Source organism: Streptomyces sp. NPDC058662, from assembly GCF_042716255.1.
Classification (GTDB): Bacteria; Actinomycetota; Actinomycetes; order Streptomycetales; family Streptomycetaceae; genus Streptomyces.
In genome coordinates, this window is the sequence record NZ_JBHXRU010000059.1 from 14409 (window position 1) to 41012 (window position 26604).

Sequence of the window (26604 nt, forward strand, 5' to 3'; positions counted from 1 at the left end):
ACGCGCGCACGCGCCCCCGCACCTCGCTCGGGCGGGCATGGTCCGCCCGGCGCGGCCGTTCGCCCCCAGCCCGCAGCCCGCAGCCCGCAGCCCGCAGCGCCCAGGCCCCAACCCCCGGCCCCCGCCCCAAACCCCCGGCTCCCGGCCCCGGCCCCAGGTCCCGGCCTCAGGCCCCGGCCCCAGGCCCCGGCCCCGGCCTGCACCCGTCCCGTACGCGCCGCCAGCTTCCGGCCCGCACCTGTCCCGTACGCGCCCCCAGCTCCCCGTCCCGTACGCGCCCCCGCGCCCCTCGCGCCCCCCGGGAAGCACCGCGGTCCGGCGGTCGGTGAGGACCGCCGGGCCGGCGTGGAGTCGGGTCGGGCCCGTAATCAGCGGTAGTTGACGAACTGGACCGCGAAGTCGAGGTCCTTGCCCTTGAGGAGGGCCTGGATGGCCTGCAGGTCGTCACGGCTCTTGGAGCTGACGCGCAGCTCCTCGCCCTGGACCTGTGCCTTGACGCCCTTGGGGCCCTCGTCCCGGATGATCTTCGCGACCTTCTTGGCGTTCTCCTGCGAGATGCCTTCCTCGATCGTCGCGAAGATCTTGTACTCCTTGCCGGACAGCTGCGGCTCGCCGGCGTCCAGCGCCTTGAGCGAGATCCCGCGCTTGACCAGCTTGGTCTCGAAGACGTCGAGGACGGCCTTGACGCGCTCCTCGGAGTTCGCCTCCATCAGGATCTTCTCGCCGGACCAGGCGATCGTGGCGCCGGTGCCCTTGAAGTCGTAGCGCTGGGAGAGCTCCTTGGCGGCCTGGTTGAGGGCGTTGTCGACCTCCTGCCGCTCGACCTTCGAGACGATGTCGAAACTGGAGTCGGCCATGTGCTGTGGCTCCTTGAAGTCGGTAGTGACGGCCCCGGAGGGCGCGGCCGGACATGCCCGGCGCGCTCCGCAAAGCCTAGCCACCGCGCCCACCCGCGGCGCTGATCAATCCGGTGGCGAAGCACCCCCGGGCATCAGGTATCGTTTACGTCGTTGCCGGGGAGCGCCGCCGCAAGGCGGAAAAAACGGCAGCAACTCTTGGCGGTGTGCCCGAGTGGCCAAAGGGAGCAGACTGTAAATCTGCCGGCTCAGCCTACCCAGGTTCGAACCCTGGCGCCGCCACGCGATGTGAGGCCCCCGTTACTGCGGAAACGCAGTGACGGGGGTCTTCTCGCATACGCCGCGCCACCCGTCGACGGGCGCGCGGCCGCCCGCACCAGCGGTGGCCCGGGCGCACAGGCGCCCGGCAGGACCAGTCGGGGGAACTGCCGGCACTCCCCCCGATACCCCCTCCGTCCGGATCGCCGTGCGGGACCGGGGCCGATACCGTCCGCGCCGCCGCCCGTTCGGTTTCGCGGCCCGCCGTCGACCGCATCGTCACGGCCCCCTGTTCGTTCACCGGACGTGAAATGGACATCTGACACACGCGGAAAGGTCGGCGGCGGCGTGCTCGTCGCCCTGCTGGGCGCCGGCATCCCGGCTCTGGTGGGGGCGGCGCTCGACACGCAGGTGGGGGACCCCTACCAGGAGACCCGGCTGTACTTCGGCACCGACCGCCCCGGCGGCCGCGACCCGATTGGGGAGGGGGAGTTCATGCGGTTCCTGGACCGCGAGATCACCCCCGCCTTTCCCGAGGGGCTGACCCTGCACGAGGGGTACGGCCAGTGGCGCGGGAAGGACGGCGCCATCGTGCGCGAGACCTCCTACGAGGTGGTGCTGCTGTACCCCGAGAAGGAGGCCGACGAGCGCGGCGGCCGCATCGAGCGGATCCGCCAGGCGTACGAGGACCGGTACCAGCAGGACTCCGTCGGGCGCTCCGACGACAAACTGACCGTCGCTTTCTGAACCCGCCCCGCCCCCGGCCGGCGCGGCGCCGGCGGGGCGGGCGTCCACCCGCCCGGGGCCGGGGCCTCAGTTGCCGGCCACGTCCTTGACGGCCACCGCCACCGGGGTCGAGCCCGACACCAGCTCCAGGGTCAGGCCCGCCGTCGCCGGGGTCTCGATCAGCTCGGCCAGCACCGCCGCCACGTCGTCGCGCGGGACGGGCCCGCGCCCCGTCCGGGCCTCCAGGCGGACCAGGCCCGTACCGGCGTCGTCGATCAGCGCGCCCGGGCGCAGAACCGTCCACTCCAGTCCCAGCCGGGTCCGGACGTGCTCGTCGGCCTCGCCCTTCGCGCGCAGGTAGGCGTCGAAGACGTCGTCGCCCTCGTGGTGCGCGTCCGCACCCATCGAAGAGACCGTCAGGAAGCGGCTCACGCGGGCCCGTTCGGCGGCGTCGGCGAACAGCACCGCCGCGCCCCGGTCCACGGTGTCCTTCCGGTCGGCTCCGCTGCCGGGACCCGCGCCGGCGGCGAACACCGCCACGTCCGCGCCGTGCAGGATCCCCGCGACGTGCTCCACCGAGGCCGACTCCAGATCGCACAGCACCGGTTCGGCGCCGGCCTCCCTCAGGTCGTCGCCCTGTGCCGGGTCGCGGATGATGCCCGCGACCTCGTACCCGCGTGCGGCGAGCAGGCGCTCCAGCCGCAGCGCGATCTGTCCGTGTCCACCCGCGATGACGATGCGCATGACCCGACGGTACGACGACCCGGACGCCCGCGCCCGCGAACGCACGGCCCACCTCAGGGCCCGGGCTCCGTACGACCCTGCCGGGGCAGGTCCAGGGCCACCGCCACGGCCGAGTCGCAGTACTCCCGTACGGCACTCGTCCGGGCTACCACGCGCCCCCGGTGGATCACGATCCGGCTGTACGCGAGGGACAGCACGCCCGCGATCCGGTCCCCGCGCACCGCGAGCAGCTCCGCCGGGAACCCGGCCTCCACCCGCACCTCCGCCAGGCCCATGGCCTCGCGGGCGGCGGCGCTGACGGAGGCGTAGGCCTCGCCCGGGCGCAGCCCGCCCTGGGAAGCGAGCAGGTACGCGGCCTCCAGAGGATCGCCGCGCCCCACCGGGTTCCCCGCGTCCCGCAACGCCCCGCTGCCGGCCGCCACACGGACCCCGGAGGCCCGCAGCAGCCGTACGGGCGCCGTCCGCAGGCCGCGCCGCTCCAGGGCCGCGCAGTCCCCCTGGGGCAGGCAGGTCACCCGTACGCCGGCCGCGGCCAGCTGGTCGGCGGCGCGGGTCGCCACCTCCAGCGGGAGCCGGGCCAGCCCGCCGCAGGGCCCGACGGTCACTCCTGGCCGCAGCCCGCCGGCCATCGCCGCGAGGCGGGACAGGCGGGCCGGGTCGTCACCGTCCGTGTGCAGGTCGACGGGGCAGCCGTGCTCGTCGGCGAGTTCCAGGACGGCTTCGAGGAAGCCCGTGGGGTCGGGGTCCAGGTCGGGGCAGCCACCGATCACGGAGGCGCCCATCTTGACCGCGTCGCGCAGCATGGCGCGCCCGTCCGCGCCGGCCACGCCGGTGAGGAGCCGGGGGACGGCCACGGCGGTGAGGTCGGTGAGCCCGCGCAGGGACCGGCGGGCCTGGAGCACGGCCTCCATGGGGCCGAGTCCGTGCATGTCGGCGATCCGGACGTGCGAGCGCACGGCGGTGGCGCCGTGGCCGAGCTGGAGCAGGGCGGCCTCGGTGGCCCGGCGCTGGACCTCGTCGGGGGTGTACGAGACGGGCCCCTCGCCGTCCGCGGTCAGCGCGGTGTCCCCGTGCGCGTGGGGCTCGGCCGGGGCGGGCAGCAGCAGGTAGCCGCTGAGGTCCACCCGGGACAGGGCGGGAGCGGGCAGGCTGCCCGCGGTGCCGACGGCCTGGATCCGGCCGCCGCTCAGGCGCACGTCGACGGTGCGGCCGTCGGTGAGGCGGGCGCCGGTGAGCAGCAGGCTCGCGACCTCGGCGGCGGCGCGGCCGCCGCCCCCGCCGGGGCCGTCGCCCGGGGCGCGGGACGGCTGCTGCGGCTGGCTGTCGGACATCGCGCTCCTGCGGTGGCTCGGGCGGTCCTGGGCCGCGGCCGCAGCGCGCGGCCCAAGATCACGCAGCGTGCTCAGAGCCTAGGGCGCGGCGCACCCCGCTTCACGGAAGAGCGAAATAGTCGTACCGGTGTGGTGCCCACGCGCCGCGGCGCCCCCGCACGCGCCCGGCGCGACCGGAACGGGGATCGCGCCGCGACCGCGCCGTGTGAGCCCGCGCACATCCAGGGCCGAAACAGGGCTCCGGGCCGTCGGAGAGATGATCGCCGCGGAGTTCCGGACCCCCTCGGAGCCCAGCTGCCGCAAAGGATTTGGGCGATGGGTAGGCAACCGTGTAATGTCTTCATCGCTCGCCCCAATAGCTCAGTCGGTAGAGCGTCTCCATGGTAAGGAGAAGGTCTGCGGTTCGATTCCGCATTGGGGCTCTGGTGAGAGAGGCCCCCCATCCTCGGGTGGGGAGCTGATCACATCAAAGCGGCGTAGCTCAGTCGGTAGAGCAAGCGGCTCATAATCGCTGTGTCACCGGTTCAAGTCCGGTCGCCGCTACACCCAGTAGCCGATTGCGGGGTCGGTCTCCCGATCGGCTACTCTTTTATGCGTTCATCCGTCCAATTTTCCGTCAAGGAGCACTCACGTGGCTGCCACCGACGTCCGCCCGAAGATCACGCTGGCCTGCGTGGAGTGCAAGGAGCGGAACTACATCACCAAGAAGAACCGGCGTAACGACCCGGACCGTCTTGAGATGAAGAAGCACTGCCCGCGTTGCAACTCGCACACCGCGCACCGCGAGACCCGCTGATCCCAGCGAAGTCTCGTACAACAGGCACCGTCATGAGGTCGTCCCCCTTCATCGGGGGGCGGCCTTGTGTCGTTTTCGCACCCGCCGCGGCGCCGGTGCGCCCGTGCCGGTTCCTGTGCCGGTTCCTGTGTCTTTAGTCCCTTCATCTGGAGGTAGTGAGTCATGGCTCTCGACCAGTCCTTCGTGGGGCGGAGCTACCCGCCCACCGATCCGTACGAGGTCGGCCGGGAGAAGATCCGCGAATTCGCGGTCGCGGTGGGTGACGCCAATCCCGTCTACACCGACCCCGAGGCCGCCAAGGCGTTCGGCCACTCCGATGTGATCGCCCCGCCGACCTTCGTGTTCGCCATCACGTTCGCGGCGGCCGGCGCGGTCGTCGAGGACCCGCAGCTCGGGCTGGACTACAGCCGGGTCGTGCACGGCGACCAGAAGTTCGCGTACTCCCGCCCGGTGCGCGCGGGCGACCGCCTCACGGTGACCTCCACCATCGAGGCCGTGAAGTCGCTCGCGGGCAACGACATCATCGACATCCGCGGCGAGGTCCACGACGAGACCGGCGAGCACGTGGTGACGGCGTGGACGAAGCTCGTCTCCCGCGCCCCCGAGGAGGCCTGACATGGCAGCGCAGATCAAGTACGCCGACGTAGAGGTCGGCACCGAGCTGCCGGCGGCCGCCTTCCCCGTGACGCGCGCCACGCTCGTGCGGTACGCGGGCGCCTCGGGCGACTTCAACCCGATCCACTGGAACGAGAAGTTCGCCAAGGAGGTCGGGCTGCCGGACGTGATCGCGCACGGCATGTTCACGATGGCCGAGGCGATCCGCGTCGTCACCGACTGGGTGGGCGACCCGGGCGCGGTGGTCGAGTACGGGGTGCGCTTCACGAAGCCCGTGGTGGTGCCGAACGACGAGCAGGGCGGTCTGATCGAGGTCACGGCGAAGGTGGCGGTCAAGCTGGACGACAACCGCGTCCGCGTCGACCTGACGGCGATGAGCGCGGGCCAGAAGGTGCTGGGCATGTCCCGCGCCGTGGTCGCGCTCGCCTGACACCGCCCCGGACAGGGCCCCAGGGCCCTGTCCGGGGGCCCCTGCCCCGGCTCCGGGTCCCGCGTCCGCCGCGACGCGCGTGCGCCGGTGTCGGGCGGCGGCTCCCGCTCCTCGACGGAGCGAGGCCGGGGTTGACGTAGTTAGTGAGTGAGTACTAACTTCGTTGTATGGCAAGGATGAGCGCGGATGAGCGGCGCGAGAGCGTCGTGCGGGCGGCACTGCACGAGTTCTCCCTCGGCGGGTACTACGGGACCTCCACCGAGGCCATCGCCCAGCGCGTCGGGGTGTCGCAGCCGTACTTGTTCCGGCTCTTCCCCAGTAAGCGGGCCATCTTCCTCGCGGCGGCCGGACGCTGTCTGGAGCACACCCGCAAGGCCTTCGCCGACGCCTCCGACGGCGTGCACGGCGAGGAGGCGGTGCGCGCCATCGCCAACGCCTACACCCGGCTCATCACCGAGGAGCCGGAGATGCTCCGGATGCAGCTCCAGATGTACGTCACCGTCGCCGCCGCCGAGGCGGCCGGGGACCAGGAGCTCGGCGAGCTCGTCCGCGCGGGCTGGATGGAGCTCTGGGACACCGTGCACCTGCCTCTCGGCGCCGACACCGACGCGACCACCACCTTCATGGCGCAGGGGATGCTGATCACCAACCTCGCCGCCATGGGCTTCCCGCCCGGCCACCGGGTCTGGGAGGGCCTGTACCCCTCGGCCCGCGCCGAAGGCCGTCTGCGCAAGTGAGTACGGGCGCAATGCCCGCCATGGCCCGGCCCTCCGGGAGGCTTTCCGTCGCGCGTCGTAGTTAGTGACCGATAGCTAACAACCTGACAGGCGCCGCATCGCACGACCACGCCCGAAGCAGTAGCGGATCCGCACCGACGTCAAGGAGTGCACACCGTGCCCGACATCCCCTGGTCCACGCCCAGTCCTGCCGCTCCCGGCGGCCAGGTGCTCGTCATGGCCTCCCGTTTCGAGACCGCCACCCTCGCCGGCGCCGTCCGGTTCCTCCTCAAGACCCCCGGCATCATCCTCCAGATCCGCAGGGCACCCGGAGCCCACGGCGCGGCCCTGCGGGCGCGGGTGGCGCGCCGCACCTTCCTGACCGTCTCCGCCTGGCAGGACCGGGACGCCCTCTACCGCTTCGCCGGCAGCGAGCCGCACCGCTCCAGCTCCCGCGCCGCGGCCGCGCACATGAAGGAGTCGGCCTTCACGTTCTGGACCGTGCCGGCGGCCGAGCTGCCCGTCACCCGGGAGGAGGCCGAGCGCCGCCTCGCCGAGCAGCCGCGGCCGACCGGCTGAGCCGCGGTCCGTGGCCCCGCCGGGATGCGAGGGGCACGGACCGTACTCTTGTCCACGTGCAGGAACTCCACGACGCCCCCCTCGCCCCGCTGACCACCTTCCGCCTCGGTGGCCCCGCCGCCCGCCTGGTCACCGCGACCACCGACGCCGAAGTCGTCGCCACCGTGCGCGCCGCGGACGACAGCGGCACCCCGCTCCTGATCATCGGCGGCGGCAGCAACCTGGTCATCGGCGACCGGGGCTTCGAGGGCACCGCCCTGCGCATCGCGACCACCGGCTTCCTCCTCGACGGGACCTCCCTGGAGCTCGCCGCCGGCGAGAACTGGAGTGACGCCGTCGCCCGCACCGTCGAGGCGGGCCTCGCCGGGATCGAGTGCCTCGCCGGGATCCCCGGTTCCGCCGGGGCGACCCCGATCCAGAACGTCGGGGCGTACGGGCAGGAGGTGCGGGACACCGTCACCGAGGTCGTCGCCTACGACCGCACCCGCCGCGAAACGGTCACGCTGAGCGCCGCCGAGTGCGCGTTCGCGTACCGCGACAGCCTGTTCAAGCACCAGCCCGAGCGGTACGTGGTCCTTCGCGTGCGCTTCGCCCTGGAGGACGCGGGCGGACTGTCCGCGCCGATCAAGTACCCCGAGACGGCCCGCGCCCTGGGCGTCGGGGCAGGCGACCGAGTCCCCGCCGCCACCGCCCGCGAGACCGTCCTGCGCCTGCGCGCCGGCAAGGGCATGGTCCTGGACCCGGCCGACCACGACACCTGGTCGGCGGGCTCCTTCTTCCACAACCCGATCCTGACCGACGAGGCCTACGCCGCCTTCCTCGCCCGGGTCCAGGACCGCCTCGGCCCCGACACCGCCCCGCCCGCGTACCCGGCGGGCGACGGCCGTACGAAGACCAGCGCCGCCTGGCTGATCGACAAGGCCGGTTTCACCAAGGGCTACGGCACCGGCCCGGCGCGCATCTCCACCAAGCACACCCTCGCCCTCACCAACCGGGGCGGCGCCACCACCGAGGACCTGCTCGCCCTGGCCCGGGAGGTCGTCGCGGGCGTCCACGCGGCCTTCGGCGTCACCCTGGTCAACGAGCCGGTGACGGTCGGCGTCAGCATCTGAGGAGTTCCGGCCGCCCATGCTCTGTCCCCTGCACGGAGCCGGTACGGACCCCACCCGCCTCGTGGGCCGCACGCTCAGCAGAGTCGTCGCGTCCTGGCACATCAGCGACGGCGAGCGGTCCGAGGCTCCCCTCGACGTCTGGCTGATCGACAGCGTCGGCGACTCCATCCGCATCACCACCGGGTCCGACCAGTGCCTCATCGTGGAGTCCGCCGCGCCGCACGCGCCGTACGACATGGGGGAGTGGGGCCGCGTCGAGGTCGGCGAGGACCTCGGCGACCACCCCTTCCTGCGGCACCTCGGCGAGACCGTCGCCTCCGTCACCGAGTACGCGCTGCCGGAGCAGGGCCGCACCCACCTGGAGATCGGCTTCCCGGACGGCGGCCGGGTCCGCGCCGACTGCTACGAGGGGGACCTGCGGCTCACCCGGTGAGCCAGTGGTCGATGCCGGCGAGCAGCTTGGCCTGCACATCGTCCGGCGCGGCCGAACCGCGGACCGACTGGCGGGCCAGCTCGGCCAGCTCCGGATCCGTGAACCCGTGGTGGCGGCGGGCGATCTCGTACTGGGCCGCCAGCCGGGACCCGAACAGCAGGGGGTCGTCCGCGCCCAGCGCCATCGGCACCCCGGCGTCGAAGAGCGTGCGCAGCGGGACGTCCTCGGGCCGCTGGTACACCCCCAGGGCCACGTTGGAGGCCGGGCAGACCTCGCAGGTGATCTGCCGGTCGGCGAGCCGCTTGAGCAGCCGGGGGTCCTCGGCGGCCCGTACGCCGTGTCCGATGCGGGCCGCGTGCAGGTCGTCGAGGCAGTCGCGGACCGAGGCGGGGCCGCTGAGCTCGCCGCCGTGCGGGGCCGCCAGGAGGCCGCCCTCACGGGCGATGGCGAAGGCCCGGTCGAAGTCCCGGGCCATGCCGCGGCGCTCGTCGTTGGAGAGCCCGAAGCCGACGACGCCGCGGTCTGCGTAGCGGACGGCCAGGCGGGCCAGGGTGCGGGCGTCGAGGGGGTGCTTCATGCGGTTGGCGGCGATGAGGACCCGCATCCCGAGGCCGGTCTCCCGGGACGCCGAGTCGACGGCGTCCAGGATGACCTCGACCGCGGGGATCATCCCGCCGAGGAGCGGGGCGTAGGAGGTGGGATCGACCTGGATCTCCAGCCAGCCGCTGCCGTCCCGGACATCCTCCTCGGCGGCCTCGCGCACCAGCCGGCGGATGTCGTCGGGCTCGCGCAGGCAGGACCGGGCGGCGTCGTACAGGCGCTGGAAGCGGAACCAGCCGCGCTCGTCGGTGGCGCGGAGCTTGGGCGGCTCGTCGGCGGTCAGCGCGTCGGGCAGGCGTACGCCGTACTTGTCGGCGAGCTCCAGCAGGGTCGATGGCCGCATCGACCCGGTGAAGTGCAGGTGGAGGTGTGCTTTCGGCAGAAGCGTGAGATCGCGTGCGTGCTCCATCCGGTGATCCTGCCGTACGCACGCGCTGAGCGGGAGGGCGTTTACCGATCGGGGGCTTGCTCGAACGGGAGATCGGGGCTCCGCCCCGGGCCCCGCGCCTCAAACGCCGGCGAGGCTGTAGGTCGCGGCTCGGACGTCGGCGGAGCTGTGGTCGCGCCTCGGACGTCGGCGGGGCTGTAGGTCGCGCCTCGGACGTCGGCGGGGCTGTAGGTCGCGGCCCGTGCCTCGGGTGTCCGAACGGGGGAGCGGCGGCAGCCCGTGGGGGTGCCGCCGCTCGGGTGGGGCGGGGGTGGGTCAGGCCTTGGCTTCCGCCAGGAGCTTCTGGAGCCGGGAGACGCCCTCCACCAGGTCCTCGTCGCCCAGGGCGTACGAGAGGCGGAGGTAGCCCGGGGTGCCGAAGGCCTCGCCCGGGACGACCGCGACCTCCACCTCGTCGAGGATCAGCGCGGCCAGCTCGACCGAGGTCTGCGGGCGCTTTCCGCGGATCTCCTTGCCGAGGAGCTGCTTGACCGACGGGTACACGTAGAACGCGCCCTCGGGGGTCGGGCAGACCACGCCCTCGATCTCGTTCAGCATCCGCACGATCGTCTGGCGGCGGCGGTCGAAGGCGGTGCGCATCTCGTGGACCGCGTCCAGGTTCCCGGAGACGGCGGCCAGCGCCGCGACCTGGGCCACGTTGGAGACGTTGGAGGTGGCGTGCGACTGCAGGTTGGTCGCGGCCTTCACGACGTCGCGCGGGCCGATGATCCAGCCCACCCGCCAGCCGGTCATCGCGTACGTCTTGGCGACACCGTTCACGACGATGCAGCGGTCGGCCAGCTCGGGGACGATCGCCGGCAGGGAGACGAACTTCGCGTCGCCGTAGACCAGGTGCTCGTAGATCTCGTCGGTCAGGACCCACAGGCCCTTCTCCGCGGCCCAGCGGCCGATCGCCTCGGCGTCCGCCTCGCTGTAGACGGCGCCCGTGGGGTTGGAGGGGGAGACGAAGAGGACGACCTTGGTGCGCTCGGTGCGCGCGGCCTCCAGCTGCTCCACGGAGACCCGGTAGCCGGTGGTCTCGTCGGCGACGACCTCGACCGGGACACCGCCGGCGAGACGGATGGACTCCGGGTAGGTGGTCCAGTACGGAGCCGGGACGATGACCTCGTCACCCGGGTCGAGGATGGCCGCGAAGGCCTCGTAGATCGCCTGCTTGCCGCCGTTGGTGACGAGGACCTGGGAGGCGTCGACCTCGTAGCCCGAGTCGCGCAGGGTCTTCGCGGCGATCGCGGCCTTCAGCTCGGGCAGGCCGCCGGCCGGCGTGTAGCGGTGGTACTTGGGGTTGCGGCAGGCCTCGACCGCGGCCTCGACGATGTAGTCCGGGGTCGGGAAGTCGGGCTCGCCCGCGCCGAAGCCGATCACCGGGCGCCCGGCGGCCTTGAGTGCCTTGGCCTTGGCGTCGACGGCGAGGGTGGCGGACTCGGAAATGGCGCCGATACGGGCGGAGACCCGGCGCTCGGAGGAAGGCGTTGCAGAGGTCATGGGGGCAATCGTCCCAGACGGCGATCAGGGCCCGCACTCCGTTCCAGGGACCGGACCGAAGAGACCCCGGACCGGGTTCTGTTCGACGTCAGGGCCCGGACCACGTACACTCACCTGTCGTTGGACCTCACCAGTCGCTCCAGAGCGCGCGCACTCCGTGCACTCGCCCGGATGCGGTAGGTTGGGGGACGCAAAGGGTCGTAGCTCAATTGGTAGAGCACTGGTCTCCAAAACCAGCGGTTGGGGGTTCGAGTCCCTCCGGCCCTGCTCCACACTCCTTCTCGGACGTGTGTGCGCAGGTACGTACTTCTATGCAACGCCGTGCGGCGCAACCGGGCGCGGTACGGCCACGACCCGGATTCAGGTGAGAGACGTGACGGACGCCCTGGGCTCCATCGACATGCCTGACGCCGAGGACGAGACGCGCGAGAAGAAGCCCCGCAAGGGCGGTAAGCGTGGCAAGAAGGGCCTTCTGGGCCGGCTCGCGCTGTTCTACCGCCAGATCGTCGCGGAACTCCGCAAGGTTGTCTGGCCCACGCGCAATCAGCTCACGACGTACACCACCGTGGTGATTGTCTTCGTCGTCATCATGATCGGTCTGGTGACCGTGATTGACTATGGGTTCCAGGAAGCCATCAAGTTCGTCTTCGGCTGATCCCCGCGGAGGGCGGCGCCTTGATGGGTGCCGCCCGTTTTCGCATGTTCCACCACCTTTTGTATCCAGGAAGAAGCAGCCACCGTGTCTGACCCGAACCTGAACGCGAGCCACGACTCCGTCGAGTCCGTCGAGGACGAGCTCGACATCGTCGAGGCGGCAGACGCTGTGGACCCGGACGAGGCCGAGCTCGCCGACGCCGAGGCGGGTGTCCCCGCCGAGGAGGCCGCGCTGCACGTCGAGGCCGCCGAGGTCGAGGCCGGCGACGGGGTCGAGTCCGATGACGAGGTTGCCGAGGCCGAGGCCGACGCCGACGCGGAGCTCGAAGAGCCCGCCGGCGACGACGCTGCCGACGAAGAGCCCGCCGCCGACGAAGAGGCCGCGGACGACGAGGCTGCCGCGGAAGCCGCCGACGAGGAGCCCGCGGAGCCCGTGGACCCCGTCCAGGCCCTGCGCGAGGAGCTGCGCCTCCTGCCCGGCGAGTGGTACGTGATCCACACCTACGCGGGCTACGAGAAGCGCGTGAAGGCGAACCTGGAGCAGCGCGCCGTCTCGCTGAACGTCGAGGAGTTCATCTACCAGGCCGAGGTGCCCGAGGAAGAGATCGTCCAGATCAAGAACGGCGAGCGCAAGAACGTCCGGCAGAACAAGCTGCCCGGTTACGTTCTCGTCCGCATGGATCTGACGAACGAGTCCTGGGGCGTCGTCCGCAACACGCCTGGCGTCACCGGCTTCGTCGGCAACGCGTACGACCCGTACCCGCTGACGCTGGACGAGATCGTCAAGATGCTCGCCCCGGAGGCGCAGGAGAAGGCCGCCAAGGCCGCCGCGGAGGAGGCCGGCCTGCCGGCGCCCGCCGTCAAGCGCACGATCGAGGTCCTGGACTTCGAGGTCGGCGACTCGGTCACCGTCACCGACGGCCCGTTCGCCACGCTGCAGGCGACCATCAACGAGATCAACCCCGACTCCAAGAAGGTCAAGGGCCTCGTCGAGATCTTCGGCCGCGAGACCCCGGTCGAGCTCAGCTTCGACCAGATCCAGAAGAACTGACCGCGCTGATCCACTGCGCGTGAGTGACGGCTTCTGAGCCACAGCTTCCGGACAGGTCAGACCACCCCTCAAGGGCGGTCTGACCTGCTCGGTTTTCAGCCCCGCACTGATACCCGTTATCGTGGTGCGGTATGCCTCCATCCGGATGACCGGTTGGCGGCGAAAAACTCTCACTAGGACCCGGAGAGAGCAATGCCTCCCAAGAAGAAGAAGATCACGGGGCTCATCAAGCTCCAGATCAAGGCCGGTGCGGCCAACCCGGCTCCGCCGGTCGGCCCCGCGCTCGGTCAGCACGGCGTCAACATCATGGAGTTCTGCAAGGCCTACAACGCCGCGACCGAGTCGCAGCGTGGCATGGTCGTGCCGGTGGAGATCACGGTCTACGACGACCGCTCCTTCACCTTCATCACCAAGACCCCGCCGGCCGCGCGCCTCATCCTGAAGCACGCAGGCGTGGAGAAGGGCTCCGGCGAGCCTCACAAGACCAAGGTCGCCAAGCTCACGGCTGCCCAGGTCAAGGAGATCGCCGAGCTCAAGATGCCCGACCTGAACGCCAACGACATCGACGCCGCCGTGAAGATCATCTCCGGCACCGCGCGCTCGATGGGCATCACGGTCGAAGGCTGATCCAGCCACCCCCCAGCACCACCAGTGGTAGGGCCAAGCGCTGGTCCGCACCACGACTCCACGCCTGAAGTCACAACACAGGAGCAGAAGTGAAGCGCAGCAAGACTCTCCGCGCTGCGGACGCCAAGGTCGACCGGGAGAAGCAGTACGCCCCGCTCGAAGCCGTCCGTCTCGCCAAGGAGACCTCCGCGACCAAGTTCGACAGCACCGTCGAGGTCGCCTTCCGCCTGGGTGTCGACCCGCGCAAGGCCGACCAGATGGTCCGCGGCACCGTGAACCTCCCGCACGGCACCGGCAAGACCGCCCGGGTCCTGGTCTTCGCGACCGGTGACCGTGCTGCGGCCGCGGAAGCCGCCGGCGCCGACATCGTCGGCGACGACGAGCTGATCAACGAGATCGCCAAGGGCAACCGCCTCAACGAGTTCGACGCCGTGGTGGCCACCCCGGACCTCATGGGCAAGGTCGGCCGCCTCGGCCGCGTGCTCGGTCCCCGTGGCCTCATGCCGAACCCGAAGACCGGCACCGTCACGATGGACGTCGCCAAGGCTGTCACCGAGATCAAGGGTGGCAAGATCGAGTTCCGCGTCGACAAGCACTCGAACCTGCACTTCATCATCGGCAAGGTCTCCTTCTCCGACACGCAGCTGGTCGAGAACTACGGCGCGGCCCTGGACGAGATCCTTCGTCTGAAGCCGTCCGCCGCGAAGGGCCGCTACATCAAGAAGGCCGCCCTCAGCACCACCATGGGCCCCGGCATCCAGCTGGACTCCAACCGCACCCGGAACCTCCTCGTCGAGGAAGACCCGGCCGCGGTCTGAACGGGCTGAGCCCCCAGGGCTCTCCTGAACGGCTCGACGGGCCCCTCGCCCCCTTCACCGGGTGGCGGGGGGCCCGTTCCCGTGTCCGGGGGCGCGGCAGCGGGCCGGACGGCCTGGGAAAGGGCAGCGCAGGGGGTCGGAAGGCCCGAGAAGGGGCCGCGCAGGGGCCGTGCACGGTCCGGGAGGTCCCGTCCCGCCCGCCCGGAACCGCGGCGGAGGGGGTCCCTCCGGAGGCGATTTGCCTTGGCTCGACCCCTTCACGTACGCTTCACCAGAAGCCAAAGACCGCTGGTCGTTGCCGTGCCCGCAAGGGTTGCGGTGGCCGAAGGATCCGCTGAATGCGGACGTCCTGCGCAGGTGTTCGTGGACAGGCTCCCGGAGTGATCCGGTCGAGCTTACGCCCCGTGCGCTTGCGCCGGGGCGTTTCGTTGTGTTCAGCCCCTTCTGAGCGGTCCTCATCACCCGGAAGGAGGCCGACGCTCTATGGCAAGGCCCGACAAGGCTGCCGCGGTAGCCGAGCTCACGGACCAGTTCCAGAGCTCGAACGCCGCTGTGCTGACCGAGTACCGGGGTCTCACCGTCGCGCAGCTCAAGACGCTGCGTCGTTCGCTCGGTGAGAACGCCCAGTACGCCGTGGTGAAGAACACGCTGACCAAGATTGCGGCCAACCAGGCCGGGATCACCGCGCTGGACGAGCACTTCGCTGGTCCGACCGCGGTCGCCTTCATCACCGGTGACCCGGTGGAGTCGGCGAAGAGCCTGCGTGACTTCGCCAAGGACAACCCGAACCTCATCATCAAGGCGGGTGTCCTTGATGGTAAGGCGCTCACCGCCGATGAGATCAAGAAGCTTGCGGACCTTGAGTCCCGCGAGGTTCTGCTCAGCAAGCTGGCCGGCGCGTTCAAGGGCAAGCAGTCTCAGGCTGCCTCGCTCTTCCAGGCGCTGCCGTCGAAGTTCGTCCGCACCGCGGAAGCGCTTCGCGTCAAGCTCGCCGAGCAGGGCGGTGCCGAGTAATTCGGCTCGCGCACTGATCTGCGCCGCCTAGTGCGTGGGTCGTAGCGGGCCGTTACGCCCGCCTCTCTATACATCCGGCACCTGCCGATTTAGTGGAAGGATCGCCCATCATGGCGAAGCTCTCTCAGGACGACCTCCTCGCCCAGTTCGAGGAGATGACCCTCATCGAGCTCTCCGAGTTCGTGAAGGCCTTCGAGGAGAAGTTCGACGTCACCGCCGCCGCGGCCGTCGCCGTTGCCGCCCCGGGTCAGGGTGGCGCCGCCCCCGAGGCCGCTGAGGAGCAGGACGAGTTCGACGTCATCCTCACCGGTGCCGGCGACAAGAAGATCCAGGTCATCAAGGTCGTGCGTGAGCTGACCTCGCTGGGTCTGAAGGAGGCCAAGGACCTCGTCGACGGCGCTCCGAAGCCGGTTCTTGAGAAGGTCGCCAAGGAGGCCGCTGACAAGGCCGCCGAGTCCCTCAAGGCCGCGGGCGCGGCTGTCGAGGTCAAGTAACACCTCTGGGGCCTCCTGAGGCCCCACGGAAGGGCGATCACCCGTAAGGGTGGTCGCCCTTCGGCGTACCCGTAGTGCCTGACTTGCCCTGGTCTCGTTGGGGAGTAGGGTGATCATCGTTGCCCCGCGGCAGGGTCCGGAGATGATCCGCACGGAGCAGGGGGCCTTGACGAACGGGACGCGGCGCGCAATTCTCAGACCCGTCGCCAGGTCGACCGCCTCGATCCGAGATCCGAGGCATGGATCGGCTACGAAGAGGGCAGTACTCATACGCGCTCCGTGTGCGGGAGCCGCGGCGCCGGGCGCATCGCGGCGAGCGTGTGGGGCGCGGCGCAGGACGCGGTGTAGGACGTATGTGCGGTACGCGGTGTTGGACGAACACGGTGTTGGTTTGAACGAGGTGGGGAAGGCCTGTTGCCGGTTTCCGGAAACCTGGTCTGGACATCAGTGAGCCTGTTGGCTACACTGACCCTTTGCGCTGCCTGTTAGCTGCCCCCTGCCCGTCGCCAGGGGCATGCCCACGCTTGAGCACACTTGACCGACCGTCCTGACCTGGCCCTTTCGGCCAGTCCTGGAGCGTACGTCTTCTGTGTCGGCTGGGACCGGTACGCGCGTAGTGAGTCCGAGCCCTCGGAAGGACCCCCTCTTGGCCGCCTCGCGCAACGCCTCGACCAATACGAACAACGGTGCCAGCACCGCCCCGCTGCGCATCTCCTTTGCAAAGATCAAGGAGCCTCTTGAGGTTCCGAACCTCCTGGCGCTGCAGACCGAGAGCTTTGACTGGCTGCTCGGCAACGCTGCCTGGAAGTCCCGCGTCGAGTCGGCTCTTGAGAGTGGACAGGACGTCCCCACCAAGTCCGGTCTGGAAGAGATCTTCGAGGAGATCTCGCCGATCGAGGACTTCTCCGGGTCGATGTCGCTGACCTTCCGCGACCACCGTTTCGAACCGGCGAAGAACTCGGTCGACGAGTGCAAGGAGCGCGACTTCACGTACGCGGCTCCGCTGTTCGTCACCGCCGAGTTCACGAACAACGAGACCGGAGAGATCAAGTCTCAGACGGTCTTCATGGGCGACTTCCCGCTCATGACCAACAAGGGCACCTTCGTCATCAACGGCACCGAGCGTGTCGTCGTGTCGCAGCTTGTCCGTTCCCCCGGTGTCTACTTCGACTCCTCCATCGACAAGACGTCCGACAAGGACATCTTCTCCGCCAAGATCATCCCGTCCCGGGGTGCCTGGCTGGAGATGGAGATCGACAAGCGCGACATGGTCGGCGTCCGCATCGACCGCAAGCGCAAGCAGTCCGTCACCGTCCTCCTGAAGGCTCTCGGCTGGACCACCGAGCAGATCCTGGAGGAGTTCGGCGAGTACGAGTCCATGCGCGCCACCCTGGAGAAGGACCACACCCAGGGTCAGGACGACGCGCTGCTCGACATCTACCGCAAGCTGCGCCCCGGCGAGCCGCCGACCCGCGAGGCCGCTCAGACGCTGCTTGAGAACCTCTACTTCAACCCCAAGCGCTACGACCTCGCGAAGGTCGGCCGCTACAAGGTGAACAAGAAGCTCGGCGCCGACGAGCCGCTCGACGCCGGTGTGCTCACCACCGACGACGTCATCGCGACGATCAAGTACCTGGTCAAGCTGCACGCCGGCGAGACCGAGACGACCGGCGAGTCCGGCCGTTCCATCGTGGTCGAGACCGATGACATCGACCACTTCGGCAACCGTCGTCTGCGCAACGTCGGCGAGCTCATCCAGAACCAGGTCCGCACGGGTCTGGCCCGGATGGAGCGCGTCGTCCGCGAGCGCATGACGACCCAGGACGTCGAGGCGATCACGCCGCAGACCCTGATCAACATCCGGCCGGTCGTCGCCTCCATCAAGGAGTTCTTCGGTACCAGCCAGCTGTCCCAGTTCATGGACCAGAACAACCCGCTCTCGGGCCTGACCCACAAGCGCCGCCTGTCGGCGCTGGGCCCCGGCGGTCTGTCCCGTGAGCGGGCCGGCTTCGAGGTCCGCGACGTGCACCCGTCGCACTACGGCCGCATGTGCCCGATCGAGACCCCCGAAGGCCCGAACATCGGTCTGATCGGCTCGCTCGCGTCCTACGGCCGCGTCAACGCGTTCGGTTTCGTCGAGACCCCGTACCGCAAGGTCATCGACGGTGTCGTCACCGACGAGGTCGACTACCTGACCGCGGACGAGGAAGACCGCTTCGTCATCGCCCAGGCCAACGCCGGCCTGTCCGACGACATGCGCTTCACCGAGTCCCGCGTGCTGGTCCGCCGCCGTGGCGGCGAGATCGACTACATCGCCGGCGACGACGTCGACTACATGGACGTCTCCCCGCGCCAGATGGTGTCCGTCGCTACCGCGATGATCCCCTTCCTGGAGCACGACGACGCCAACCGCGCCCTCATGGGCGCGAACATGATGCGCCAGGCCGTTCCGCTCATCAAGGCGGAGGCCCCGCTCGTCGGCACCGGCATGGAGTACCGCTGCGCGGTCGACGCCGGTGACTCGATCCGCGCGGAGAAGGACGGTGTGGTCCAGGAGGTCTCGGCCGACTACATCACCGTCGCCAACGACGACGGCACGTACACCACGTACCGCGTCGCGAAGTTCTCCCGCTCGAACCAGGGCACCTCGGTCAACCAGAAGGTCATCGTCAACGAGGGCGACCGGATCATCGAGTCCCAGGTCCTCGCCGACGGACCGGCGACCGAAGAGGGCGAGATGGCCCTCGGCAAGAACCTGCTCGTCGCGTTCATGCCGTGGGAGGGTCACAACTACGAGGACGCGATCATCCTGTCGCAGCGCCTCGTGCAGGACGACGTCCTCTCCTCGATCCACATCGAGGAGCACGAGGTCGACGCCCGTGACACCAAGCTCGGCCCCGAGGAGATCACCCGGGACATCCCGAACGTCTCCGAGGAGGTCCTCGCGGACCTCGACGAGCGCGGCATCATCCGCATCGGTGCGGACGTCGTCGCCGGAGACATCCTGGTCGGCAAGGTCACGCCCAAGGGTGAGACCGAGCTGACCCCGGAGGAGCGCCTGCTCCGCGCGATCTTCGGTGAGAAGGCCCGCGAGGTGCGCGACACCTCGCTCAAGGTCCCTCACGGTGAGATCGGCAAGGTCATCGGTGTCCGCGTCTTCGACCGCGAGGAGGGCGACGAGCTTCCCCCGGGCGTGAACCAGCTGGTCCGCGTCTACGTCGCCCAGAAGCGCAAGATCACCGACGGTGACAAGCTCGCCGGCCGCCACGGCAACAAGGGTGTCATCTCCAAGATCCTCCCGATCGAGGACATGCCCTTCCTTGAGGACGGCACGCCGGTCGACATCATCCTGAACCCGCTGGGTGTCCCGTCCCGAATGAACCCGGGACAGGTCCTGGAGATCCACCTCGGCTGGCTCGCCAGCCGCGGCTGGGACGTCTCCGGCCTGGCGGACGAGTGGGCGCAGCGCCTCCAGGCGATCGGCGCCGACCAGGTCGCTCCCGGTACCAACGTCGCCACCCCGGTGTTCGACGGTGCCCGCGAGGACGAGCTGGCCGGCCTCCTGCAGCACACCATCCCGAACCGCGACGGCGAGCGCATGGTGCTCCCGACCGGTAAGGCGCGTCTGTTCGACGGCCGCTCCGGCGAGCCGTTCCCGGACCCGATCTCGGTCGGGTACATGTACATCCTCAAGCTCCACCACCTGGTCGACGACAAGCTCCACGCTCGGTCGACCGGTCCGTACTCGATGATCACGCAGCAGCCGCTGGGTGGTAAGGCGCAGTTCGGTGGCCAGCGATTCGGCGAGATGGAGGTGTGGGCGCTTGAGGCGTACGGCGCCGCCTACGCCCTCCAGGAACTGCTGACCATCAAGTCCGACGACGTGACCGGCCGCGTGAAGGTCTACGAGGCGATCGTCAAGGGCGAGAACATCCCCGAGCCGGGCATTCCCGAGTCCTTCAAGGTGCTCATCAAGGAAATGCAGTCGCTCTGCCTCAACGTGGAGGTGCTGTCCTCGGACGGCATGTCCATCGAGATGCGCGACACGGACGAGGACGTCTTCCGCGCGGCGGAGGAGCTCGGTATCGACCTGTCCCGGCGCGAGCCGAGCAGCGTCGAAGAGGTCTGACGGGCCTGACGGGGGGCTCCTGCGAGAGCCCCCCGTCATCCCCGGGACCGTTCAGACCATGATTGAGACTCGACCCCGAAAGAGGGATTGACGCACAGTGCTCGACGTCAACTTCTTCGACGAGCTGCGGATCGGCCTTGCCACCGCGGACGACATCCGAACCTGGTCCCACGGCGAGGTCAAGAAGCCGGAGACCATCAACTACCGCACGCTCAAGCCCGAGAAGGACGGACTCTTCTGCGAGAAGATCTTCGGTCCGACCCGGGACTGGGAGTGCTACTGCGGCAAGTACAAGCGTGTCCGCTTCAAGGGCATCATCTGCGAGCGCTGTGGCGTCGAAGTCACGCGCGCCAAGGTGCGCCGCGAGCGGATGGGCCACATCGAGCTCGCCGCTCCCGTCACCCACATCTGGTACTTCAAGGGCGTCCCGTCGCGCCTCGGATACCTGCTGGACCTCGCGCCGAAGGACCTTGAGAAGGTCATCTACTTCGCCGCGTACATGATCACGTTCGTGGACGACGAGCGCCGCACCCGCGACCTCCCGTCGCTGGAGGCCCACGTCTCCGTCGAGCGCCAGCAGATCGAGAACCGCCGTGACGCGGACCTCGAAGGCCGGGCCAAGAAGCTGGAGACCGACCTCGGCGAGCTGGAGGCCGAGGGCGCGAAGGCCGACGTGCGCCGCAAGGTGCGCGAGGGCGCCGAGCGCGAGATGAAGCAGCTCCGCGACCGCGCCCAGCGCGAGATCGACCGCCTCGACGAGGTGTGGGCCCGCTTCAAGAACCTCAAGGTCCAGGACCTGGAGGGCGACGAGCTCCTGTACCGCGAGCTGCGTGACCGCTTCGGCACGTACTTCGACGGCTGCATGGGCGCCGCCGCGCTGCAGAAGCGTCTGGAGTCCTTCGACCTGGAGGAGGAGGCCGAGCGCCTCCGCGAGATCATCCGTACCGGCAAGGGCCAGAAGAAGACCCGTGCGCTCAAGCGCCTCAAGGTCGTCTCCGCGTTCCTGCAGACCAGCAACAAGCCCAAGGGCATGGTGCTGGACTGCGTGCCGGTCATCCCGCCGGACCTGCGTCCGATGGTGCAGCTGGACGGTGGCCGCTTCGCGACCTCCGACCTGAACGACCTGTACCGCCGCGTGATCAACCGCAACAACCGCCTGAAGCGCCTTCTCGACCTCGGTGCCCCCGAGATCATCGTGAACAACGAGAAGCGCATGCTCCAGGAGGCCGTCGACGCCCTCTTCGACAACGGTCGTCGCGGCCGCCCGGTGACCGGTCCCGGCAACCGGCCCCTGAAGTCCCTCAGCGACATGCTGAAGGGCAAGCAGGGTCGATTCCGCCAGAACCTCCTCGGCAAGCGCGTGGACTACTCCGCGCGTTCCGTGATCGTCGTCGGCCCGCAGCTCAAGCTGCACCAGTGCGGTCTGCCCAAGGCCATGGCGCTGGAGCTCTTCAAGCCGTTCGTGATGAAGCGCCTGGTGGACCTGAACCACGCGCAGAACATCAAGTCGGCGAAGCGCATGGTCGAGCGCGGCCGTACCGTCGTCTACGACGTGCTCGAAGAGGTCATCGCCGAGCACCCGGTCCTGCTGAACCGTGCGCCCACGCTGCACCGCCTCGGCATCCAGGCCTTCGAGCCCCAGCTGGTCGAAGGCAAGGCCATCCAGATCCACCCGCTCGTCTGCACCGCGTTCAACGCGGACTTCGACGGTGACCAGATGGCCGTGCACCTGCCGCTCTCCGCGGAGGCGCAGGCCGAGGCCCGCATCCTGATGCTGTCCTCGAACAACATCCTCAAGCCGGCCGACGGCCGTCCGGTCACGATGCCGACCCAGGACATGGTCCTCGGTCTGTTCTTCCTGACCACCGACGGTGAGCTCCGCGACGTCAAGGGCGAGGGCCGCGCGTTCGGCTCGACGGCCGAGGCGACGATGGCGTTCGACAACGGCGAGCTCGCGCTCCAGTCGTCCGTCGACATCCGCTTCCCGGTGGGCACCATCCCGCCGCGCGGCTGGGTGCCGCCGGTCGCCGAGGAGGGTGAGCAGGAGTTCCAGCAGGGCGACAGCTTCCGTCTGAGGACGACCCTGGGCCGCGCGCTCTTCAACGAGCTGCTGCCCGAGGACTACCCGTTCGTCGACTACTCGGTGGGCAAGAAGCAGCTCTCCGAGATCGTCAACGACCTGGCGGAGCGCTACCCCAAGGTCATCGTGGCGGCGACGCTCGACAACCTGAAGGCGGCCGGCTTCCACTGGGCGACCCGTTCGGGCGTCACCGTGGCCATCTCCGACGTCGTCGTGCCCGAGGCCAAGAAGGCCATCGTCAAGGGCTACGAGGAGCTGGACGAGAAGGTCCAGAAGCAGTACGAGCGCGGTCTGATCACCAAGGACGAGCGCACGCAGGAGCTCATCGCGATCTGGACCAAGGCGACCAACGAGGTTGCCGAGGCGATGAACGCGAACTTCCCCAAGACGAACCCCATCTTCATGATGGTTGACTCGGGTGCCCGAGGAAACATGATGCAGATGCGACAGATCGCCGGTATGCGTGGTCTGGTGTCGAACGCGAAGAACGAGACCATCCCGCGTCCGATCAAGGCGTCCTTCCGTGAGGGCCTCACCGTTCTGGAGTACTTCATCTCCACGCACGGTGCCCGTAAGGGTCTGGCGGACACCGCCCTGCGTACCGCCGACTCGGGTTACCTGACCCGTCGTCTGGTGGACGTCTCGCAGGACGTCATCATCCGCGAGGAGGACTGCGGCACCGAGCGCGGTCTGAAGCTGAAGATCGCCGTCCGCGGCGAGGACGGCGTGCTGCGCAAGGCCGACGACGTCGAGACCTCGATCTACGCCCGCATGCTGGCCGAGGACGTCGTCATCGACGGCAAGGTCATCGCGCCGGCCAACGTCGACCTCGGTGACGTCCTGATCGACGCCCTGGTCGCCAACGGCGTCGAGGAGGTCAAGACCCGTTCGGTCCTGACCTGCGAGTCCGCGGTCGGCACCTGTGCCTTCTGCTACGGACGCTCCCTCGCCACCGGCAAGCTGGTCGACATCGGTGAGGCGGTCGGCATCATCGCCGCCCAGTCCATCGGTGAGCCCGGTACCCAGCTGACGATGCGTACCTTCCACACCGGTGGTGTGGCCGGTGACGACATCACGCAGGGTCTGCCGCGTGTCGTCGAGCTCTTCGAGGCCCGTACCCCGAAGGGTGTCGCCCCGATCTCCGAGGCCGCCGGCCGCGTGCGGATCGAGGAGACCGAGAAGACGAAGAAGATCGTCATCACGCCCGACGACGGCAGCGAAGAGACGGCGTTCCCGATCTCGAAGCGCGCCAAGGTCGTCGTGCACGAGGGCGACCACGTCGAGGTGGGCCAGAAGCTCACCGCGGGTGCCACCAACCCGCACGACGTGCTGCGCATCCTCGGCCAGCGCGCGGTCCAGGTCCACCTGGTCGGCGAAGTCCAGAAGGTCTACAACTCGCAGGGCGTGTCGATCCACGACAAGCACATCGAGATCATCATCCGGCAGATGCTGCGCCGCGTGACGATCATCGAGTCCGGCGACGCGGAGCTCCTGCCGGGCGAGCTCGTCGAGCGGTCGAAGTTCGAGACCGAGAACCGTCGTGTGGTCACCGAGGGCGGTCACCCCGCCTCCGGCCGCCCGCAGCTGATGGGTATCACCAAGGCCTCGCTCGCCACCGAGTCGTGGCTGTCGGCGGCGTCCTTCCAGGAGACGACCAGGGTTCTGACGGACGCGGCGATCAACGCCAAGTCCGACTCCCTGATCGGCCTCAAGGAGAACGTCATCATCGGTAAGCTCATCCCGGCCGGTACGGGCCTCGCCCGCTACCGCAACATCCGGGTCGAGCCCACCGAGGAGGCGAAGGCCGCGATGTACTCGGCCGTCGGCTACGACGACATCGACTACTCGCCCTTCGGCACCGGCTCCGGCCAGGCTGTCCCGCTGGAGGACTACGACTACGGCCCGTACAACGGCTGAGGCTCGTAACAGGAAGCCCCCCGCAGCTCCGAGAGGAGCGGCGGGGGGCTTCCCCGTTCTCGGGGCCGGGGCCGGATCAGGCGCGGCGGCGGCGCGCCGCGCCCACGGCGGCCGCGACGAGCACCATCAGGCCGAGGGCGGCGCCGGCCAGGCCCGGGGTGAGGCCCCTGGGGGTGAAAGTGCAGGACACCTCGTCCGTGCCCGGGGCGAGGTCCACGGCCAGGAGGCCGTGGAAGGGCTTCACGGGGGCCGAGCACCGCCAGCCCGGGACGGCCGTCACCGCGATGACCGCGGTGGCGCCGGTGTGCGGGGGGAGGACGGCGTCGAGGGTGTGGCCGCCGACCCGCACCGAGGTGGCGCCGGTGGCGGTGAGGCGGCGTACGGCGGTGTCCAGGGCCGACCGGTCCAGGCAGCCGAGCGGGTACGCGCCGGCCGTCGCGCCCTGGGTCCGGGTCTCCACGGTGACCTCCACCCGCCCGGAGGCGGGGACCGGGCCCAGCGGGACGACGCCCGTCACCAGGTCCTCCAGCACCCTGCTCGTGGAGCCGCTGCGCAGGGTGCCGTAGACGGCGGGGGAGTACCAGAAGGCCTCGGAGCCGGGCGCGCAGGCGGCGGCGTACGTCTGCTCGGTCGGGGTGCCGCCGCTCGTGACCCGGGGGACCGTGTAGACGGTGGCGCCCAGGACGTTCTCCTGGCGGGCGTAGACGCTGTCCGCCGGGTTGGGCGAGGTGTACGGGGAAGTGCGGACGGTGACCAGCGGGGGTGCGGGGAAGCGCGTCCCCGTCCAGCTGCCCGGGGCCGGGCCCGGGCGGACCCGGGCGCCGATGGAGAAGATCGCGTCGAGCACGGGGTTGTCGGCGCCGAAGATGGTCCGGCCGTCGTTCTTGTATCCGTGCCCGAGGGGCTCCAGGGCCCGGTACGTGGCCTCCGGCAGGTAGCTGCTGTAGTACTGCGGGCCCTCCGCGCGCAGGGCGAGGGCGTCGTTGTACGAGGTCTGGGGCGTGCCCGAGTCGGTCCGGTAGGCGGGCCAGCCGTTCACGCCCCGGACGGCCGCGACATGCTCGTTGACCGAGCGGCTGGAGGTGACCACCGGCTGGGCCCAGCGTTCGCGCGCCCTGCGGGCGTCCGCGTTGGCGGCGGCCGCGGTGGACTCGGCGAGGACGACGCCGACCATGAGGACGGCCGCGACGGGGACCAGGTACCGCCGCTTCTCGCCGAGGGCGAGCAGGACCAGGGCCAGCAGGGAGACCGCCCCGCCGCCCAGCACGGCGGGCCAGGTCGCGCCGCCGAAGTCGTCGGTGCGGCGGAGCACGAAGGCGGCCGCGACGAGCAGCCCGGCCGCCAGGGCGAGGTGCGACGGGCGGGGGCGGTGCGCGAGGGCCAGCCAGGCCACGACCACCAGCATCCCGCTGAAGACGAAGGCCTCGCGGTACGGGTTGCCGTTCGGCACCGCGAGCCCGTGCCACACGTACTGGGTGGGCGGGAACTGGAAAGAGGCCGCGACGAGCACGATCGCGGCCGCCCACACCGCGCGGGTCCGCCGGGCGACGGCCGTGTTGAGGAGGAAGGACCCGGCGAGGATCAGGCCGAGCGAGGCGATGTAGAGCCGGGGCCGGCCGCCCCAGAGGTGGGTGGCCGGGAGCATGCCGGAGAGGAAGACCTCGATCCGCACCGGGTCGAAGGCCGCGGCCCCGGTGGGCTGGGCGGCGCCGCTGGAGAGGAACGACGGCAGCAGGAGCGGGAGGGTGAGCAGGATGCCGGTCCCCGCGGCCGTCGCCGCCCGCCACAGCGCGCGCAGCCGCCGGCCGGCGGTCATGTCGTCGCGGGTGGCGAGGCGGACGGCGAGCAGGACGCACGCGGCCATCGTGGCCATCATCGCGGTGTAGAAGTTGCCGAACCAGGCCAGGGCCACCAGCAGGGCCACGCCGGGCCAGCGCCGCTCCTCCAGGCACCATTCGACGGCGATGCCGAGGAGCGGGAGCGCGACCAGGCCCCACAGCCACATGGGGATGTACGAGGCGTCGGAGAGCGCCCAGCCGCAGAGCCCGTAGCAGGCGCCGAGTACGCCGCGCTGCCACCAGGGGCCGGGGAGCAGCTTGCCGAGGTACACCGTCATCACGGCGGCGGCGGTGCCCATCGTGACCGGGGTGACCGCGAAGACGGCGAGGTCGACGTGGGCGCGGGGGACGAGGACGGCGAGCCAGGAGAAGGGGTTGCCGAGGTAGGTGTAGTAGTCGGACAGGAACTGCTGGCCGAAGCCGCCGCGCCAGGTGAAGAGGAGGTCGCCGGCGGCCTCGCCGTGCACCAGGTCCCACAGGGCGCGGTGGAAGGGCACGTACTGGTTGGCCTGGTCGTTGACGGCCCGGCCGGTGTCGCCGAAGGGGAACGTGCCGCGGGCCACCCAGGCGGCGCAGAACGCGGTCGAGGTGACGAGGAAGGCGAGCAGCGGCCCGTGCGGCCGGCCGAACCGGCGCCGCGCCAACGCGCGTCTGGTGTCGCGGGGTTGGGTGTCGACTGTGGTCTGCTCGGGTGCCACGGTCCCCAATGTCCTGCTCCCTGCTGGTCGGTTGCTCGGTTGCGCGGCCGGCCGACGTGTACGCGGTGGCGCCGGGCAAGCGTCCAGTTTAGGTCGCCGGGGCGGGTCGGACCGCCGCCGGCGGGTGTCCCAGGCGCCGCGAAACGACCGTGTCGGT

At 70.1% G+C, this 26604-nt stretch carries 22 protein-coding genes and 4 tRNA genes; 20 read left to right on the forward strand and 6 right to left on the reverse strand.

From position 1 onward, the window contains the following. Window positions 1-368: 368 nt before the first annotated feature. A complete protein-coding gene (locus ACFWUQ_RS20575; RefSeq protein ID WP_384539841.1) occupies window positions 369-857 on the reverse strand; it encodes a YajQ family cyclic di-GMP-binding protein in 489 nt (162 codons plus the stop codon). A gap of 200 nt (window positions 858-1057) precedes the next feature. Here ACFWUQ_RS20575 and ACFWUQ_RS20580 point away from each other — a divergent pair. Both ACFWUQ_RS20580 and ACFWUQ_RS20585 read left to right on the forward strand, forming a co-directional pair. Then, window positions 1058-1139, forward strand: a tRNA-Tyr gene (locus ACFWUQ_RS20580). A gap of 282 nt (window positions 1140-1421) precedes the next feature. Continuing rightward, a complete protein-coding gene (locus ACFWUQ_RS20585; RefSeq protein WP_384539844.1) occupies window positions 1422-1862 on the forward strand; it encodes a DUF3574 domain-containing protein in 441 nt (146 codons plus the stop codon). A 66-nt stretch (window positions 1863-1928) separates the two neighbouring features. On the opposite strand, the gene ACFWUQ_RS20590 is transcribed toward ACFWUQ_RS20585, so the two are convergent. After that, entirely contained in the window at window positions 1929-2585 is a 657-nt protein-coding gene (locus tag ACFWUQ_RS20590; protein WP_384539848.1) for an SDR family oxidoreductase, read from the reverse strand. A gap of 53 nt (window positions 2586-2638) precedes the next feature. Beyond that, window positions 2639-3916: an amidohydrolase family protein gene (locus tag ACFWUQ_RS20595; protein WP_384539850.1), complete on the reverse strand. Its 1278-nt coding sequence runs from the start codon at window positions 3914-3916 to the stop codon at window positions 2639-2641. Between the two features lie 349 nt (window positions 3917-4265). On the opposite strand from ACFWUQ_RS20595, the gene ACFWUQ_RS20600 reads away from it, so the two are divergent. The 9 genes from ACFWUQ_RS20600 (at window position 4266) to ACFWUQ_RS20640 (ending at window position 8597) form a co-directional block, all read left to right on the forward strand. After that, window positions 4266-4338, forward strand: a tRNA-Thr gene (locus ACFWUQ_RS20600). A 48-nt stretch (window positions 4339-4386) separates the two neighbouring features. Then, window positions 4387-4459 (forward strand) — tRNA-Met (locus tag ACFWUQ_RS20605). A gap of 88 nt (window positions 4460-4547) precedes the next feature. After that, entirely contained in the window at window positions 4548-4712 is a 165-nt protein-coding gene (gene rpmG / locus ACFWUQ_RS20610; RefSeq protein WP_006604855.1) for a 50S ribosomal protein L33, read from the forward strand. 162 nt (window positions 4713-4874) lie between these two features. Beyond that, window positions 4875-5327: a MaoC family dehydratase N-terminal domain-containing protein gene (locus tag ACFWUQ_RS20615; RefSeq protein ID WP_384539853.1), complete on the forward strand. Its 453-nt coding sequence runs from the start codon at window positions 4875-4877 to the stop codon at window positions 5325-5327. A 1-nt stretch (window position 5328) separates the two neighbouring features. Next, window positions 5329-5757 carry a MaoC family dehydratase gene (locus ACFWUQ_RS20620; RefSeq protein WP_384539856.1) on the forward strand — a complete coding sequence of 143 codons (429 nt, stop codon included), beginning with the start codon at window positions 5329-5331 and terminating at the stop codon, window positions 5755-5757. A 167-nt stretch (window positions 5758-5924) separates the two neighbouring features. Further along, a complete protein-coding gene (locus ACFWUQ_RS20625; protein WP_384539859.1) occupies window positions 5925-6494 on the forward strand; it encodes a TetR/AcrR family transcriptional regulator in 570 nt (189 codons plus the stop codon). 156 nt (window positions 6495-6650) lie between these two features. Continuing rightward, a complete protein-coding gene (locus ACFWUQ_RS20630) occupies window positions 6651-7052 on the forward strand; it encodes a DUF3291 domain-containing protein (protein WP_384539861.1) in 402 nt (133 codons plus the stop codon). Then, window positions 7049-8164: a UDP-N-acetylmuramate dehydrogenase gene (locus tag ACFWUQ_RS20635; protein ID WP_384539898.1), complete on the forward strand. Its 1116-nt coding sequence runs from the start codon at window positions 7049-7051 to the stop codon at window positions 8162-8164. Before ACFWUQ_RS20630 ends, ACFWUQ_RS20635 begins: the two co-directional genes overlap by 4 nt. Window positions 8165-8180: 16 nt before the next feature. Then, window positions 8181-8597 carry a hypothetical protein gene (locus ACFWUQ_RS20640; RefSeq protein WP_384539864.1) on the forward strand — a complete coding sequence of 139 codons (417 nt, stop codon included), beginning with the start codon at window positions 8181-8183 and terminating at the stop codon, window positions 8595-8597. Here the strand turns inward: ACFWUQ_RS20640 and ACFWUQ_RS20645 are convergent. Beyond that, window positions 8587-9606, reverse strand: a complete 1020-nt coding sequence (locus ACFWUQ_RS20645; protein ID WP_384539867.1) for an adenosine deaminase — start codon at window positions 9604-9606, stop codon at window positions 8587-8589. The two genes, ACFWUQ_RS20640 and ACFWUQ_RS20645, sit on opposite strands and share 11 nt — an antisense overlap. Before the next feature lie 294 nt (window positions 9607-9900). Further along, entirely contained in the window at window positions 9901-11127 is a 1227-nt protein-coding gene (locus tag ACFWUQ_RS20650) for a pyridoxal phosphate-dependent aminotransferase (protein WP_384539870.1), read from the reverse strand. 194 nt (window positions 11128-11321) lie between these two features. Between ACFWUQ_RS20650 and ACFWUQ_RS20655 the strand changes: the two genes are divergently transcribed. The 9 genes from ACFWUQ_RS20655 (at window position 11322) to ACFWUQ_RS20695 (ending at window position 23911) form a co-directional block, all read left to right on the forward strand. Then, window positions 11322-11394, forward strand: a tRNA-Trp gene (locus tag ACFWUQ_RS20655). A 106-nt stretch (window positions 11395-11500) separates the two neighbouring features. Continuing rightward, entirely contained in the window at window positions 11501-11782 is a 282-nt protein-coding gene (gene secE / locus ACFWUQ_RS20660) for a preprotein translocase subunit SecE (RefSeq protein ID WP_384539873.1), read from the forward strand. An 84-nt stretch (window positions 11783-11866) separates the two neighbouring features. Next, window positions 11867-12832 (forward strand): transcription termination/antitermination protein NusG, encoded by a 966-nt coding sequence (gene nusG / locus ACFWUQ_RS20665; RefSeq protein WP_384539876.1) that lies wholly within the window; start codon window positions 11867-11869, stop codon window positions 12830-12832. Window positions 12833-13024: 192 nt separating this feature from the next. Continuing rightward, window positions 13025-13459, forward strand: coding sequence for a 50S ribosomal protein L11 (gene rplK / locus ACFWUQ_RS20670; protein WP_030710298.1), 435 nt, complete (start codon window positions 13025-13027; stop codon window positions 13457-13459). Window positions 13460-13548: 89 nt separating this feature from the next. Next, window positions 13549-14277 (forward strand): 50S ribosomal protein L1, encoded by a 729-nt coding sequence (rplA, locus tag ACFWUQ_RS20675; protein WP_384539879.1) that lies wholly within the window; start codon window positions 13549-13551, stop codon window positions 14275-14277. A gap of 483 nt (window positions 14278-14760) precedes the next feature. Continuing rightward, on the forward strand, window positions 14761-15291 hold the full coding sequence (gene rplJ / locus ACFWUQ_RS20680) for a 50S ribosomal protein L10 (RefSeq protein ID WP_030710304.1): 531 nt from the start codon (window positions 14761-14763) through the stop codon (window positions 15289-15291). A 110-nt stretch (window positions 15292-15401) separates the two neighbouring features. Next, window positions 15402-15785, forward strand: coding sequence for a 50S ribosomal protein L7/L12 (rplL, locus tag ACFWUQ_RS20685; RefSeq protein ID WP_266626470.1), 384 nt, complete (start codon window positions 15402-15404; stop codon window positions 15783-15785). Window positions 15786-16431: 646 nt separating this feature from the next. After that, entirely contained in the window at window positions 16432-19914 is a 3483-nt protein-coding gene (gene rpoB / locus ACFWUQ_RS20690) for a DNA-directed RNA polymerase subunit beta (RefSeq protein ID WP_384539882.1), read from the forward strand. Window positions 19915-20011: 97 nt separating this feature from the next. After that, window positions 20012-23911, forward strand: a complete 3900-nt coding sequence (locus tag ACFWUQ_RS20695; protein WP_384539885.1) for a DNA-directed RNA polymerase subunit beta' — start codon at window positions 20012-20014, stop codon at window positions 23909-23911. 76 nt (window positions 23912-23987) lie between these two features. On the opposite strand, the gene ACFWUQ_RS20700 is transcribed toward ACFWUQ_RS20695, so the two are convergent. Then, window positions 23988-26447 carry a YfhO family protein gene (locus tag ACFWUQ_RS20700; RefSeq protein WP_384539888.1) on the reverse strand — a complete coding sequence of 820 codons (2460 nt, stop codon included), beginning with the start codon at window positions 26445-26447 and terminating at the stop codon, window positions 23988-23990. Window positions 26448-26604 lie beyond the last annotated feature (157 nt).